Below are 14,192 nucleotides of genomic sequence, written 5' to 3'. Positions count from 1 at the left end.
GTAAGTTTACTATAAACTATTCAATATCAAAATCATGGCAGATTATATTGGTTACCTAGCATCATTTTTTATTGTAGGAGGTTTTTTACTGAAAGACCTTAAAAAAATACGTTTAATTAATTTTTTCGGGTGTATGTGTTTTGTGATATACGGCATCTTTTTAAAAGATTACAGAGACGTTAGTCAATGGCTTCTGCCTGTTATTATTCCTAACGGAATTTTAGCATTAGTACAAGTCTATCACTTAACTGTGCAAAAAAACGAACCTTAGAATTATGATATTTTAAAACAAAATTCTGATACAAAAACGCTTTTCTAGAATTGTATCTTTAGCTAAATTGAATTTTATTGCAATGCAAAAATTATACTTCAGATTAGTCCTAATATTATTAGTAATCACAAGTTGTTCATCCATTAAAGAAGCAAAATTTGATGATTATATATTCGAAACCAAAAGCGAAAAAAAGACATATTTAAGTGCGTACGACAAAGCATTAAAACTTTGGAATATTCCGTATACAGAAGAAAATGTAAAAACAAGCTTTGGAACGGCTCACGTGATTATTGCGGGACCAAAAAACGGAAAAAGCTTGGTTTTACTTCACGGAATGGACGCAACCTCAACCATGTGGTATCCTAACATTAAAGCTTTAGCAAAAAATCATAGAATTTATGCGATCGATTTTTTGATGGAACCCGGAAAATCAACTTTAACAGCAAAACCGCTTTCCTCAAAAGAAATTGTGATTTGGTACAATGAAATTTTCAGTTTCTATAAATTAAAACAATTCGATATTATTGGAGCATCAAGAGGCGGCTGGATCGCCGCATTATTAGCTTCTGAAAAAACAAATTCTATTGATAAAATAGTTCTACTAAGTCCTGCACAGACTTTTAAATTCATAGATAAAGTCAGAAAAACAAGTTCTGCATTGCTGTTGAAGCTTTTCCCAAGTGAAAAAAAATTCAATAAAACGCTAGAAACATTCTCAACGCATCCCGAAAACATAAACCCGATTTACAAAAGGCAATTTTATTTGGCAAACAAATATGCAAAATCAAATTCCAGCATGCTTAAAATGCGCCCGTTTTCAGATGAAGAATTACAATCAATTACAAATCCAGTATTAGTATTAATTGGAGATCATGACGTTATCAACTCTGAAGAAAGTCTGACAAGAGCACAAAAATTTTTAATAAACTGCAAAACTCAAACTATTAAAGATGCGGGGCATTTTTTAACTATTGACCAAGCAAAAATTACAAATGACGCAGTCATTAATTTTTTAGAATAGAATTCAAACTTTGTATCTTTACAAAACTAATCTTCAGTCATAAAAAATGAATTTCCAAGTAACTTCAGAATATAGTCCAAAAGGAGATCAACCTCAAGCAATTCAAAAATTGTCGCAAGGTATAGTCGACGGCGAAAAATATCAAACTTTATTAGGAGTTACAGGATCTGGTAAAACATTTACAGTAGCCAATGTTATTCAAGAAGTACAGCGTCCAACGCTGGTTTTAGCACATAATAAAACTTTGGCGGCACAATTATATTCAGAGTTCAAGCAATTTTTTCCAAATAATGCGGTTGAGTATTTCGTTTCTTATTACGACTATTATCAGCCTGAAGCTTTTATGCCTGTTACAGGAGTTTTTATTGAGAAAGATTTATCTATCAATGAAGAACTGGAAAAAATGCGTTTAAGCACTACTTCTTCTTTACTTTCAGGAAGACGCGATGTTTTAGTTGTTGCCTCAGTTTCCTGCTTATATGGTATTGGAAATCCTGTAGAATTTCAAAAAAACGTAATCGAAATAACTCGAGATCAAGTTATTTCGAGAACTAAATTACTACATAGTCTTGTACAAAGTTTATACGCCAGAACTGAAGCCGATTTTAATCCAGGGACTTTTAGAATTAAAGGAGACACTGTTGAAGTTTATCCCAGCTATGCAGATGATGCATATCGAATTCACTTTTTTGGAGATGAGATTGAAGAAATCGAAGCTTTTGATCCTAAAACCTCACAGGTTATAGAAAAGTTTAAAAGATTAACGATCTATCCCGCCAATATGTTTGTGACTTCTCCTGAAGTTTTACAAGGCGCAATCTGGGAAATTCAACAAGATTTAGTAAAACAAGTTGATTATTTCAAAGAAATAGGCAAACATTTAGAAGCTAAACGTCTTGAAGAACGAACCAATTTTGATTTAGAAATGATTCGCGAATTGGGATATTGTTCTGGAATTGAAAATTACTCGCGTTATCTTGACGGACGTGAAGCCGGAACAAGACCTTTCTGTTTACTAGACTATTTTCCAAGTGATTATTTAATGGTTGTTGATGAAAGCCACGTAACGGTTTCGCAAGTTCACGCCATGTACGGAGGTGACCGCAGCCGAAAAGAAAATTTGGTTGAATATGGTTTTAGACTTCCTGCCGCAATGGACAACAGACCTTTGAAATTTGAAGAATTTGAAGCTATGCAGAATCAGGTTATTTACGTTTCGGCAACACCTGCAGATTATGAATTGCAAAAGTCTGACGGAATTTATGTAGAACAGATTATTCGTCCGACAGGATTATTAGATCCAATTATTGAAGTAAGACCAAGTTTAAATCAGATTGATGATTTGATCGAAGAAATACAAGTTCGATGTGAACTTGACGAAAGAGTTCTGGTAACTACCTTGACGAAAAGAATGGCCGAAGAATTAGCCAAATATTTAACTAAAGTAAACATTCGATGCCGTTACATTCACTCTGATGTTGATACTTTAGAACGAATCGAAATCATGCAAGATTTACGAAAAGGTATTTTTGATGTCTTAATTGGAGTTAACCTGCTTCGTGAAGGTTTAGATTTACCCGAAGTTTCTCTTGTTGCCATTCTTGATGCTGATAAAGAAGGTTTTTTACGTAACCATAGATCTTTAACACAAACTATTGGTCGTGCAGCCAGAAACTTAAATGGAAAAGCGATTATGTATGCTGATAAAATTACGGCAAGCATGCAAAGAACAATAGACGAAACTAATTATCGAAGAACTAAACAGATTAACTACAATACTGAGCACGGTATTACACCCCAGGCATTAAACAAAAAAATAGACAGCGCTTTTACAAAAAATCCTTTGGTAGAATACGAATTAGGACATACTTTACCTGCTGCCGCTGAACCTGAAACAGCTTATTTATCTAAGTCTGAGTTAGAAAAAATGATTCGAGAAAAAAGAAAATCAATGGAAAAAGCAGCAAAAGAGTTAGACTTTATGCAAGCTGCCAAACTGCGTGATGATATTAAAAAACTACAAGATCAATTAGCTTAAAAAACCCAACAAGCTAATTATCAATTATTTAAAATATTTTCATACATTTACTCGTCCATAATCTATCTGGAATTTTTTCTTACTTCAAAACTAGATAAATTATGAACACTAAATTTATTCTTACTACTGCAGCACTTTGCGGCTCAGTAGTATCAAATTTCGGGCAGATTAAACCACAGCCCACCCCAGAAAAAATCGTCGTAGATGAATATTTCGGAGAAAAGATAGAAGATCCTTATCGCTATCTTGAAAATCTAAATGATCCCAATGTGGTTACTTGGATGAAAGCTAATGCTGATTATGTACGAGCAAAGCTAAATGAAGTTCCAGAACGTCAAAATCTCTTTAAAAAACTAAAAGAGCTTGATGCAAGAAAAGAAAGCACTATCTCTGATTTACAAATTACAGAGAACGACCATTATTTCTATCTAAAACGAAATGCCAACGAGGAAAATGGCAAACTATATCAGAGAATTGGCTACAAAGGAACTGAAAAACTGCTTTTTGATCCAGAAACTTACAAAAAAACAGCAGGAGTAAATTACAATATAAGCTCTATAACGCCCAATGAAAAAGGAGATAAAGTAGCTATAGAAATTGCTCCAAGCGGTTCTGAAAGTGCAGAATTACTTATTGTAAGCAGTGACGGAAAAGTTTACCCCGAAGTATTCGACAGATGCTGGTTCAGTACTCCTTCTTGGATGCCTGACGGGAATTCATTTACATACGGAAGATTAAACTCTGCAAATGTTACCGATCCAAACCGATTATTAAACTCTAAAGTATATTATCATAAATTAGGCGAAGACCCAAGTAAAGATGTAGAATTTTTGTCGAGTGCAACTAATCCTGAACTTAATATAGGAGCTGAAGAATTTCCTTTGAATCTCTACCATAAAAATTCAAATAAAAATTATGGCTTGGTTGTTACGGTAGACAATCGAATTAAGTTGTACGATACTGATTTAAAAGACAATTTCAAACCCACAAAATGGACCAATTTAGTTGAAAAAAAAGATGAAGTAACGAATTACAATGTTGATAAAGAGTTTATTTATTACTTGACTTATAAAAACGCTTCTAATTACAAAATAATAAAAGTTCTCATCTCAGATCCAAACATCGAAAAAGCAGAAACAGTTGTTCCTGAGCCCAAAAATGGAAATATTACCAATTTTACACTTACAAAAGATGGTTTATATTATTCCCTTACTGAAAACGGCGTTCAGGCAAAAGTATTTTTCTTAGCAAAAGGAAAAAAGGAACCTATCGAATTAAAATTGCCTTTTCAAGCAGGCTCAGCTTCATTTTTAACTGTAAATGAAAATAAAAGTGATATTTGGATTACGCTGTCAGGCTGGACTTCTCCCTCAAGACGTTATTTGTATAATCCATCATCAAATACATTTACTTTTCAGCCCATGTCAAAACCTATTGAATATCCTGAATTCAAAGATATAGTCTCTAAAGAAATTATGATTCCCTCCCATGATGGCACTTTGGTTCCTGTTTCGATCATTTATAATAAAAACACGAAACTAAATGGAGATAATCCAGTTTTAATGGTAGGATATGGTGCTTATGGAATCTCTATGGAACCTCGATTTAGCGCCGGTTTTGCATTACCTTATTGTACTTATGGAGGCATTTACGTTGTTGCTCATGTTAGAGGCGGCGGAGAATTAGGAGAAGCTTGGCATAAAGCAGGTTTTAAAACTACTAAACCTAATACATGGAAAGATTTTATTGCGGTTACTGAATATTTAATTAAAGAAAAATATTCTTCGCCTAAAAGAATCGCTATTTGGAGCGCAAGTGCAGGCGGTATTTTAATTGGAAGAGCAATTACAGAACGACCTGATTTGTTTGCCGCTGCCATTCCCGAAGTAGGCGCATTTAATACAATTCGCTCAGAATTATCACCAAATGGTCCGGGTAATATTCCTGAATTTGGAACTGTAAAAGACAAAACAGAATTTAAAGCGCTGCTAGAAATGGATTCGTTTCATCATATTAAAAAAGGAACTGCATATCCAGCAACATTAATAACGGCAGGAATGAATGATCCGCGTGTAATTGCATGGGAACCGGCAAAATTTGCAGCTTCACTTCAAAATGCAAATACGTCCAGCAATCCTATACTTTTTTTAACGGACTTTGAATCTGGCCACGGAATGGGCGACAGTGCAACAAAGAGCATAGAAAAAAATAGTGATTTAATCAGTTTTGCATACACTCATACCGGGCATCCCAAATTTCAGCCTTCAAAAAAAATAAAACCGTAATAAAACCAGAATTTAAAACGGTAGATTTTATTCCTTTTTCTTGACCTAATTGTGTTGTTCCTGAAATACTTTGAGCAGCACTTTTGGGTCAATTAAAGCATTTGGTGCTTTTTCCATAAGATCCAAAACACGTTTTACTGCAGTCGGATTTAATCCCATTTCAATTGCAATCTGCTGAATTGCTTTTGCTTCTTTTTCGTGCAAAATACCGTCACAGTGCATAATCAGCGCCAATCTGTAAAATTGTTGAATACGCTGAAATTCAGATTTAATTACTTTAGCAGTATATTCTTGATGAAATAAATCTTGAAAAAGAGCACGATCAATATTCAGTTCTTGCGCAACCAGCCATAAAAATTCCAGCTCGCGTTTATGCAATTGACCATCAACTGTCGAGAAAGCAATCATTTCTAAAAGTAAACTTCTCTTTTCTTCTTCGGTATTCATCAAATTTGTTATTTTTAGCTAAAATATTATATTTAAATCTAAAACACAAAAGAACTGATGCTTAGAGGAGTTTTCTTTTTTATTTTTCTCTGTTTTGCAATTGGAAATGCTCAAGAAAGCACTGCTTCAAAAAACGTATCAATTTTTACAATTGAAGCTCCTCAACTCAAAACCACCAAAAAAATCTGGATTTATTTACCCGAAGGTTATTTAACTTCAGCCAAAAAATACAGCGTTATCTATATGCACGATGCTCAAAATTTATTTGATGCTAAAACTTCTTATTCCGGTGAATGGAATGTCGATGAAAAATTAGACAGTCTTAAAGCTCCCGTAATTGTAGTTGGTATTGAACATGGAAATGAAAAACGCATTGATGAATTAACACCCTATAAAAATGAAAAATACGGCGGCGGAATGGCCGACGATTACCTTGATTTTATTGTTAAAACTTTAAAACCTTATATTGATAAACATTATAGAACTAAAACCAAAGCAAAAAACACTACTATAATGGGAAGCTCACTTGGTGGTTTAGTTTCTTATTATGCTATTCTTAAATATCCAGAAGTTTTTGGCAAGGCGGGTATTTTTTCCCCATCATTTTGGTTTTCAAATGATATTTATACTTTAACGGAACAGGCTTCAAAAAATAAAACGAAAATTTATTTTCTCTGCGGAGATAAAGAGAGTGACGATATGGTAAGTGATTTAAATAAAATGGAACGTTTATTAGACAAAAACCGATGCTATTGCCTGCATCTTACTAAAACAAAGATTGTAAAAGGCGGCGAACACAACGAAAAACTATGGAGAGACGGCTTTACAAAAGCGGTTCTTTGGCTTGGTTATTGAGCAAAATACAGACAAAAAAACAGCATAAAATATGAAACTAATTTTAAAAGAATATAACTTAAAGCTAAAACATACTTTTACTATTTCGAGAGAATCAATTGATTTTCAGCCTTCATTAATCGTCGAGCTGCAAAGCGATGGTTTTTCAGGTTTTGGAGAAGCTACTTCAAACCCATATTACAAAACCACAGTTCCAATGATGATGGAAGATTTAGAAAAAATCAGAACCATTATTGAAAGTACTGAAAATGAAACTCCCGAAGTATTTTGGTCAAAAATTCATCCGTATTTAAAAGACGATATGTTTGCGCTTTGCGCTTTAGACTTGGCTTATAATGATTTGTATGCACGCAAAAAAGGCAAAAAATTATATGAGTTATGGAACTACACGACCGAAAGAAATCCAATGACAGATTATACAATCGGGATTGCTTCTATTGAAAAAATGGTTTCAAAAATGCAGGAACTTCCGTGGCCGATCTATAAAATTAAATTGGGAACTAAAGAAGATATTGCAATCGTAAAAGAACTTAGAAAACATACAAATGCTGTTTTTAGAATTGATGCAAATTGCGGATGGGGAGTCGAAGAAACGATCAACAATGCTATAGAACTAAAAAAACTAGGTGTAGAATTTTTAGAACAGCCTATGAAAGCAGATAATTGGGAGGCGCATAGAGAAGTTTTCAAGCATTCTGTTTTACCTATTATTGCTGACGAAAGTTGTATTATTGAAGAAGATGTTGCTAAATGTTTTAATCATTTTCACGGTGTAAATGTAAAATTGGTAAAATGCGGCGGATTAACTCCTGGAAAACGCATGATTGAAGAAGCTAAAAAACTAGGATTGCGAACAATGGTAGGCTGCATGACGGAGTCGACAGTGGGTATTTCTGCAATCGCTCATTTATTGCCTCAGCTTGATTATGTTGATATGGATGGCGCACTGCTTTTAGCGGAAGATATTGCAACTGGTGTAACTATAAAAGATGGTGTTGTAAGCTATTCTAATCTAAACGGAACTGGAGTTACACTGCTATAAAAAATGAAAGTCGAAAAATTTCCTGATCGAGTTATTGAGATTGACCAAGAACAGTTTTTGTATTTTGGCGGAACTGCTTATTTGGGACTTCCAACCAATAAAGCTTTTCAGAATCTGGTCGTTAAAAACATTTTAAACTGGGGAACTACTTACGGCAGTTCGAGAACTGCTAACATCAAATTAAGAGCTTACGATGAAGGCGAAACCTTTTTAGCTTCTCATATTGGTTCAGAAAGTGCTGTTACCGTTTCATCAGGAATGCTGGCGGGAAAATTGGTTATAGATTTAATAAAAAAGCAAACTGACTGTTTTTTTCATTTGAATGATACGCATAATGCAATCCAGATTGAAAACAGCCTTCCTTTATTTGAAAATGAGCAATTAAACGAACGTTTATTGGATTCAAAACGGGAGAAAATAGCCATTCTTACTGATGGTGTTCCCTCTTTTGAAACAAAACCTGTTGATTTATCTTTCTTAAAGAAAATTCCACATCATAAAGAAATTACATTGCTTATCGATGAATCTCATTCTTTTGGAATTTTAGGCAAAAACGGCTGTGGCATTTATTCCTCAATTCAATATCCTGTTAAAAGGAAAATAATAGTTTCGTCTTTAGGAAAAGCATTTGGATTAACCGGCGGTGTTATTGCATCTGATTTTGAGTTTATCACTAAAATAAAGGAATTAGAAACATTTACCAGCGCAGCAGGAATGAACCCTGCTTTTGTGCAAACACTTTCAGATGCGGCAGAAATCTACACTTTGCAGCACAAAAAACTCTTAGCCAATTTAGAATATATCGATTCGATTTTAATCAAAAATAATAATATTCTATTTGATAAAAGCTACCCTTTGATTTATCTTTTATCAAATGAAATGGTTGAAAAATTAAGCCAAGAAAAAATCATCATTGCTAGTTTTAAATATACTAAAGATGCTGAACCGCTAAATCGAATTGTAATTACCGCAAACCATTTAAAAGAAGATTTGGATAAGTTAGTTCAGGTCTTAAATCATAAATAAAAAAGTTCGCCGCGAATTACACAAATTTTCACGAATTAAAATTTCAAATAAATTAGTAGAAATTCGTGTAATTCGCGGCGAAAAAAAATACTCTAAATCTTTGCTTTTAAAACGTACCTTTGTAAAAAATAAACGATGACAAATAACGATATACTTAAAAAACTTCGCGTGGCTTTAATGCTCCGTGATGACCAAATAGTTGAAATTTTAGAATTAGTAGATTTTAGAATTACAAAATCAGAATTAGGTGCTTTTTTTAGAGCCGAAGATCATCCAAACTATATGGAATGCGGCGATCAGGTTTTGCGTAATTTCTTAAACGGATTGGTAATTCATTTGAGAGGAACTAAAGAAAATCCTAAAAACCCAACAGATGTTTTAGCAAAACATAAATCGGAAATTCCAAAGAAAGAAACTTCCAAAGAAAGACCAGAATTTAAAGCTTCTCCAAAAGATTCAGAAAAATATAGAGGTGATCAAAGTTCATCAAAGTCGGGTTCATCAGCTGGAAAACCAAAAAAGAAAGCATTTCCTAAAGGAAATGGAAAACCATCTGTTGTAGAAAAAGTGGTTTTCAAAAACGGCAATAAGAAAAAATCGTAATTGAGGATTTAACCGCAATCCCGATAGCTATCGGGAGCTAAGGTTCTTACTTAAAAAGATTAAATATAAACGCAAAGTTCGCAAAGTTATATAGATAAAGCTTTGCGAACTTTGTGTTTGTATTCTCAATCCTAAATAAAAAATCTTGCGTGCTTTGCGGTTAAAAATCTATATCTTATTCTCTTCTATTTTATCAAAAAAAGCATCTTTAAAAGTTGCACCGATTGGGAGTTCTTTCCCATTTATAAAAACAGAGAAATTATCTGTTGACTCAATATGTTTTAAAGAAATTATATGCGATTTATGAATCTGAATAAAATCACTTTCAGGAAGTGATTCTATCACATTTTTTAATGACGAATGCGTAATAATCTGCTGTTTTGAAGTATGAATACAAACATAATTCTGCAGACTTTCTACATACAAAATATCATTTAAAAAAATCTTCTGGAATTTATTCTTTCCATCTGTTTTGATGAATAGAAAATCAGGCGTGTTATTTTGACTTGAAACAATCGTTTTGGATTCCGAATTCAGCTTTGAAACTGCTTGATAAAAACGTTCAAACGAAATGGGTTTTAATAAATAATCAACTGCATTCAATTCAAAACCTTCTAATGCAAAATCAGGATATGCTGTTGTAAAAATAACTTTTATATCTTTTGAAATAATTCTAGAAATCTGTAAACCTGTTAATTGCGGCATTTGAATATCTAAAAAAATAACATCAACTGCGTGTGTATTTAAAAATTCTAAAGCCTTTAATGAATCATTAAAAACTCCCGTTTTTTCAAGAAAATTAACTTTAGCAATATAATTCTCCAGAATACGAGTTGCCGGCGGTTCATCGTCAACAATAATACATTTAAAAGCCATAAATTATTTTTTTAGTGGTATTTTTAAGTAGGTTTTAAAGGTATTATTTTCTTCGGTTTTTTCAAGTACAAATTTACCTTTATACATATACTCTAACCTTTTAGTTAAGTTATCAAAACCAATTCCAGTCGAAGAATAATTCTCGCCTTCAACAATATAATTAAATGTTGAAATCTCTAAAAAATCCTCTTTTATTTTAATCAAAATAACTGCTTTTTCCTGCTCGCTATTAAATTTTCCGTGTTTAAAAACGTTCTCCACAAAATGAATTAAAGCTGATGAAAGAATTCTTTCATTCGAATAATTTCCTTCAATAGAAAAATCCAGATACAATTGATCTTCAAATCGTTTTTTCTGTAAATGAATATAGTTTTGAATAAATTGAATTTCTTTTGAAAGTACCGCCTCATCTTTATCAGTTTCGGTAATAACATAGCGAAGCAAATCGGAAAGCACCAAAACATCTGAAGCCATTTCATCATCTTTTAAAACCAACTGGCTGTAAAAAGAATTCAGAGTATTAAACAAAAAATGCGGGCTCACCTGAGCTTTCAACATTTGAAATTGAGCTTTTTTATTCTCTAAAAGCAATTCTTGATTTTGCTGCTGTGCACTCTGAAACTGCCAAAACAAATAACTCAAAGCACTAAAAATAACAGCGGGTAATCCAAAAAAGAAATTATCACGAATATAAAAACTCCATTCTAAATCGCCAACATGATAATTATGCACTCCAATAATATTAAACATAATTACTTCTTGAAAAATATATCTGACTCCAGCAAAAAGGGTTAACGAAAATGGAATGCTTAAAAAATAAAAATGCATTTTCTTTTTATTCAAAAACCAGTCACAAACCGTATAAAAATTGACTATGTAAACTACAAAAACAGAAAGAAAAAAAGTCGATGTAATCCAGAAGTAAAGCTTGGTTCGCTCGACCATTATTATTTTATTATTAATTCCATAATCCCAAAGACAGTAGGTTAAAAACAATCCAAGAAAAAGAATAATATGGTAGTAAAAAGGTATTTTAAGTTTCATAAATATCGGTTATAAGTTCAAAAATACAATTATGACTTTAAATGTAAATGCTATTTATATGAAACCACGTTTTTTTGATGACGAACCATGAAAAATAGTATACCAACATTTTGAAAACAGAATATCGACAGTTGGTCAAGTAAAACTAAGTGTTCATCAAAACCGAAAAAAAAGCTTGGAATCTGCCCCTACATTTGCAATGAATTTAAACACAAAATCATCATGAAAAAAATCATCCTATTACTAGCCCTTATTACATTTAACCTATCATCTGCTCAAACAAAAAAGAAGCAAATCCTGTTAATTGGAACTTTTCATTTTGCAAATCCAGGAAATGATGTTGCCAAAATAAAAACTTTTAATGTCATGTCTGAAAAAAGCCAAAAAGAGCTTGAAACCATGAGTGACAAAATCAAGAAATTTGACCCAGACAAAATTTTTGTTGAATGGAGATTCACCAAACAAGCCGAATTAGATAAGTTTTACAATAAAAACACTGATAGTCTTTTCAAAAAAGATGCAAACGAAATTACGCAATTGGCACTTCGCACTGCTAAAAAACTAAATCACAAAAAATTATACGCAATTGATTATCGCACTCCTTTTCCTTACGATAGTTTAATGATGAGTATGGAAAAAGCGGATCAAAAGGATTTGATGGAGAAGACTAAAAACATGATGGCACAATATCAGAAAGAACAAAATGAGAGAATTTCAAAAAGCACTTTAACAGAACTTATGCTTTATTTCAATGAAAAAGAAACGGACAAAGATAACTTACAATGGTACTTAGAAGTAGCAAACAGAACTGGAAAACCAGATGATTTTACAGGTGCTTCCTTAGTGACAAATTGGTACAAACGAAACTTATATATGTATTCTTTAATCCAAAAGCTAACTGAAAGCAAAGATGATAAAATAATGGTTTTAGTTGGCGGCGGCCATGCTGCGATGTTCAGACAGCTTATTGAAAACGATCCAACATTTGAACTTGTAGACTTATCGACTGTTTTGAAATAAACTGAGTGATTTAACCGCAAAGCACGCAAAGATTTTTTAAATATAATATCTTCCTAAACGCAAAGTTCGCAAAGCTTATCTCCATATAGCTTTGCGAACTTTGCGTTTGTATTCACAATCCTTAGCAAAAAAACTTTGCGTGCTTTGCGGTTAAATAAAAAAATCCACTCCGAAGTGGAATGGATTTTCTATATAATTTGATTTCTTATTTAATTAAGAAAGAGCAGCTTTAACTTGGTCAGCAGCTTCTTGGAATTGAACTGCAGATAAGATTGGCATACCAGAGTTGTCAATTAATTCTTTTGCAATTTCAGCATTTGTTCCTTGCAAACGAACAATGATTGGCACATTGATAGCGTCACCCATGTTTTTGTAAGCATCAACAACACCTTGAGCAACACGGTCACAACGAACGATACCTCCGAAGATGTTAATTAAGATAGCTTTTACGTTTGGATCTTTCAAGATAATTCTGAAAGCTGTTTCAACACGTTTTGCATCAGCAGTTCCTCCTACGTCAAGGAAGTTAGCAGGCTCAAAACCAGCGTATTTAATTAAATCCATAGTTGCCATTGCAAGACCAGCTCCGTTTACCATACATCCTACAGTACCGTCAAGGTCAACATAGTTTAGACCAACTTCTTTAGCTTCAACTTCGATTGGATTCTCCTCACGGATATCTCTCATTTCAGCATATTTAGGTTGTCTGTATAAAGCGTTATCGTCGATATTAACTTTAGCATCAACAGCTAAAATTTTGTTATCAGATGTTTTTAAAACTGGGTTGATTTCAAACATTGAAGCATCAGAACCAATGTAAGCATTGTAAAGTGCGTCGATAAATTTAACCATTTCTTTGAAAGCATTTCCAGAAAGACCTAAGTTAAAGGCAATTCTTCTTGCTTGGAAACCTTGTAATCCAACAGATGGATCGATTTCTTCCGTAAAAATTAAGTGTGGTGTGTGCTCAGCAACTTCTTCGATATCCATTCCACCTTCAGTAGAATACATAATCATGTTACGACCTGTACCTCTATTCAATAAAACAGAAACATAAAATTCAGACGTTTCGCTTTCACCTGGATAGTAAACATCTTCTGCAACTAAAACTTTGTTTACTTTTTTACCTTCAGCAGATGTCTGAGGTGTAATTAATTGCATTCCGATGATTTGTCCAGCGATTTCTTCAACTTGTTGCAAGTTTTTAGCCAACTTAACTCCACCACCTTTTCCACGACCACCTGCGTGAATTTGTGCTTTAATAACATGCCATCCTGTACCAGTTTCGGCAGTTAATTGTTTTGCAGCAGCTACAGCTTCAACCGCATTGTTAGCCACAATTCCGCGTTGAATGCGTACTCCGTAACTTGCTAAAATTTCTTTTCCTTGATATTCGTGTATGTTCATAATATAGAATTTGTCTGGTTCTGAATTTATTTCAGAATAAAAGTGCGACAAAAGTAGCAAAATTCAACTTAATAGTAAAATCTTTTTCAATTAAAAAACACCTCAAATAGGTATTATAGGATTATTCTTTTTCAAAGCAAACAAATCGTTACCGAAACACTTTGTTAATGTTAACTTAAAATCACTATATCGTTTGAGATTTAACAAAAAATTCACCGAATTCAGTAGCTCAACGACGATTTTTCTTAATATAT

The 14,192-nt window shown here is 33.1% G+C and carries 13 protein-coding genes; 9 read left to right on the top strand and 4 right to left on the bottom strand.

What is annotated here, in order from left to right:
- Nucleotides 1-34: 34 nt before the first annotated feature.
- From ACHRV0_RS15030 to ACHRV0_RS15015, 4 genes are all read left to right on the top strand, one after another.
- Nucleotides 35-271 (top strand): uroporphyrinogen decarboxylase, encoded by a 237-nt coding sequence (locus ACHRV0_RS15030; protein WP_089054635.1) that lies wholly within the window; start codon nucleotides 35-37, stop codon nucleotides 269-271.
- Between the two features lie 82 nt (nucleotides 272-353).
- A complete protein-coding gene (locus ACHRV0_RS15025; protein ID WP_395441428.1) occupies nucleotides 354-1,295 on the top strand; it encodes an alpha/beta fold hydrolase in 942 nt (313 codons plus the stop codon).
- A gap of 46 nt (nucleotides 1,296-1,341) precedes the next feature.
- Nucleotides 1,342-3,333, top strand: a complete 1,992-nt coding sequence (uvrB, locus tag ACHRV0_RS15020; protein ID WP_129054271.1) for an excinuclease ABC subunit UvrB — start codon at nucleotides 1,342-1,344, stop codon at nucleotides 3,331-3,333.
- A 101-nt stretch (nucleotides 3,334-3,434) separates the two neighbouring features.
- Nucleotides 3,435-5,618, top strand: a complete 2,184-nt coding sequence (locus ACHRV0_RS15015) for a prolyl oligopeptidase family serine peptidase (RefSeq protein ID WP_395441427.1) — start codon at nucleotides 3,435-3,437, stop codon at nucleotides 5,616-5,618.
- A gap of 45 nt (nucleotides 5,619-5,663) precedes the next feature.
- On the opposite strand, the gene ACHRV0_RS15010 is transcribed toward ACHRV0_RS15015, so the two are convergent.
- A complete protein-coding gene (locus tag ACHRV0_RS15010) occupies nucleotides 5,664-6,065 on the bottom strand; it encodes an excinuclease ABC subunit B (RefSeq protein WP_129024928.1) in 402 nt (133 codons plus the stop codon).
- Between the two features lie 57 nt (nucleotides 6,066-6,122).
- On the opposite strand from ACHRV0_RS15010, the gene ACHRV0_RS15005 reads away from it, so the two are divergent.
- The 4 genes from ACHRV0_RS15005 (at nucleotide 6,123) to ACHRV0_RS14990 (ending at nucleotide 9,591) form a co-directional block, all read left to right on the top strand.
- On the top strand, nucleotides 6,123-6,920 hold the full coding sequence (locus ACHRV0_RS15005) for an alpha/beta hydrolase (RefSeq protein WP_395441426.1): 798 nt from the start codon (nucleotides 6,123-6,125) through the stop codon (nucleotides 6,918-6,920).
- A gap of 31 nt (nucleotides 6,921-6,951) precedes the next feature.
- Nucleotides 6,952-7,962, top strand: coding sequence for a dipeptide epimerase (locus tag ACHRV0_RS15000; RefSeq protein ID WP_089054630.1), 1,011 nt, complete (start codon nucleotides 6,952-6,954; stop codon nucleotides 7,960-7,962).
- Between the two features lie 3 nt (nucleotides 7,963-7,965).
- Complete coding sequence (locus tag ACHRV0_RS14995; protein WP_395441425.1) at nucleotides 7,966-8,988, top strand: aminotransferase class I/II-fold pyridoxal phosphate-dependent enzyme; 1,023 nt, start codon at nucleotides 7,966-7,968, stop codon at nucleotides 8,986-8,988.
- Between the two features lie 135 nt (nucleotides 8,989-9,123).
- Nucleotides 9,124-9,591 (top strand): DUF1456 family protein, encoded by a 468-nt coding sequence (locus ACHRV0_RS14990; RefSeq protein ID WP_129024924.1) that lies wholly within the window; start codon nucleotides 9,124-9,126, stop codon nucleotides 9,589-9,591.
- Nucleotides 9,592-9,759: 168 nt separating this feature from the next.
- Here the strand turns inward: ACHRV0_RS14990 and ACHRV0_RS14985 are convergent, their stop codons facing one another.
- Together ACHRV0_RS14985 and ACHRV0_RS14980 are read right to left on the bottom strand one after the other, a co-directional pair.
- Complete coding sequence (locus ACHRV0_RS14985) at nucleotides 9,760-10,467, bottom strand: LytR/AlgR family response regulator transcription factor (RefSeq protein WP_395441424.1); 708 nt, start codon at nucleotides 10,465-10,467, stop codon at nucleotides 9,760-9,762.
- A gap of 3 nt (nucleotides 10,468-10,470) precedes the next feature.
- A complete protein-coding gene (locus tag ACHRV0_RS14980; RefSeq protein WP_395441423.1) occupies nucleotides 10,471-11,511 on the bottom strand; it encodes a sensor histidine kinase in 1,041 nt (346 codons plus the stop codon).
- 222 nt (nucleotides 11,512-11,733) lie between these two features.
- Between ACHRV0_RS14980 and ACHRV0_RS14975 the strand changes: the two genes are divergently transcribed.
- Complete coding sequence (locus ACHRV0_RS14975) at nucleotides 11,734-12,531, top strand: DUF5694 domain-containing protein (RefSeq protein WP_395441422.1); 798 nt, start codon at nucleotides 11,734-11,736, stop codon at nucleotides 12,529-12,531.
- Between the two features lie 213 nt (nucleotides 12,532-12,744).
- On the opposite strand, the gene sucC is transcribed toward ACHRV0_RS14975, so the two are convergent.
- On the bottom strand, nucleotides 12,745-13,938 hold the full coding sequence (gene sucC / locus ACHRV0_RS14970) for an ADP-forming succinate--CoA ligase subunit beta (RefSeq protein WP_089054649.1): 1,194 nt from the start codon (nucleotides 13,936-13,938) through the stop codon (nucleotides 12,745-12,747).
- Nucleotides 13,939-14,192: the final 254 nt, after the last annotated feature.

It is taken from the genome of Flavobacterium sp. FlaQc-30 (genome assembly GCF_044005885.1).
GTDB lineage: Bacteria > Bacteroidota > Bacteroidia > Flavobacteriales > Flavobacteriaceae > Flavobacterium.
Note: the sequence above shows the minus strand (reverse complement) of the source record. Positions and strands in the feature narration are given on the sequence as shown.

Excerpts from the sequence above, each read along its gene's own strand:
- ACHRV0_RS15030 (WP_089054635.1), top strand. The coding sequence starts at position 35 with ATGGCAGATTATATTGGTTACCTAGCATCATTTTTTATTGTAGGAGGT.
- ACHRV0_RS15025 (WP_395441428.1), top strand. The coding sequence starts at position 354 with ATGCAAAAATTATACTTCAGATTAGTCCTAATATTATTAGTAATCACA.
- uvrB (WP_129054271.1), top strand. The coding sequence starts at position 1,342 with ATGAATTTCCAAGTAACTTCAGAATATAGTCCAAAAGGAGATCAACCT.
- ACHRV0_RS15015 (WP_395441427.1), top strand. The coding sequence starts at position 3,435 with ATGAACACTAAATTTATTCTTACTACTGCAGCACTTTGCGGCTCAGTA.
- ACHRV0_RS15010 (WP_129024928.1), bottom strand. The coding sequence starts at position 6,065 with ATGAATACCGAAGAAGAAAAGAGAAGTTTACTTTTAGAAATGATTGCT.
- ACHRV0_RS15005 (WP_395441426.1), top strand. The coding sequence starts at position 6,123 with ATGCTTAGAGGAGTTTTCTTTTTTATTTTTCTCTGTTTTGCAATTGGA.
- ACHRV0_RS15000 (WP_089054630.1), top strand. The coding sequence starts at position 6,952 with ATGAAACTAATTTTAAAAGAATATAACTTAAAGCTAAAACATACTTTT.
- ACHRV0_RS14995 (WP_395441425.1), top strand. The coding sequence starts at position 7,966 with ATGAAAGTCGAAAAATTTCCTGATCGAGTTATTGAGATTGACCAAGAA.
- ACHRV0_RS14990 (WP_129024924.1), top strand. The coding sequence starts at position 9,124 with ATGACAAATAACGATATACTTAAAAAACTTCGCGTGGCTTTAATGCTC.
- ACHRV0_RS14985 (WP_395441424.1), bottom strand. The coding sequence starts at position 10,467 with ATGGCTTTTAAATGTATTATTGTTGACGATGAACCGCCGGCAACTCGT.
- ACHRV0_RS14980 (WP_395441423.1), bottom strand. The coding sequence starts at position 11,511 with ATGAAACTTAAAATACCTTTTTACTACCATATTATTCTTTTTCTTGGA.
- ACHRV0_RS14975 (WP_395441422.1), top strand. The coding sequence starts at position 11,734 with ATGAAAAAAATCATCCTATTACTAGCCCTTATTACATTTAACCTATCA.
- sucC (WP_089054649.1), bottom strand. The coding sequence starts at position 13,938 with ATGAACATACACGAATATCAAGGAAAAGAAATTTTAGCAAGTTACGGA.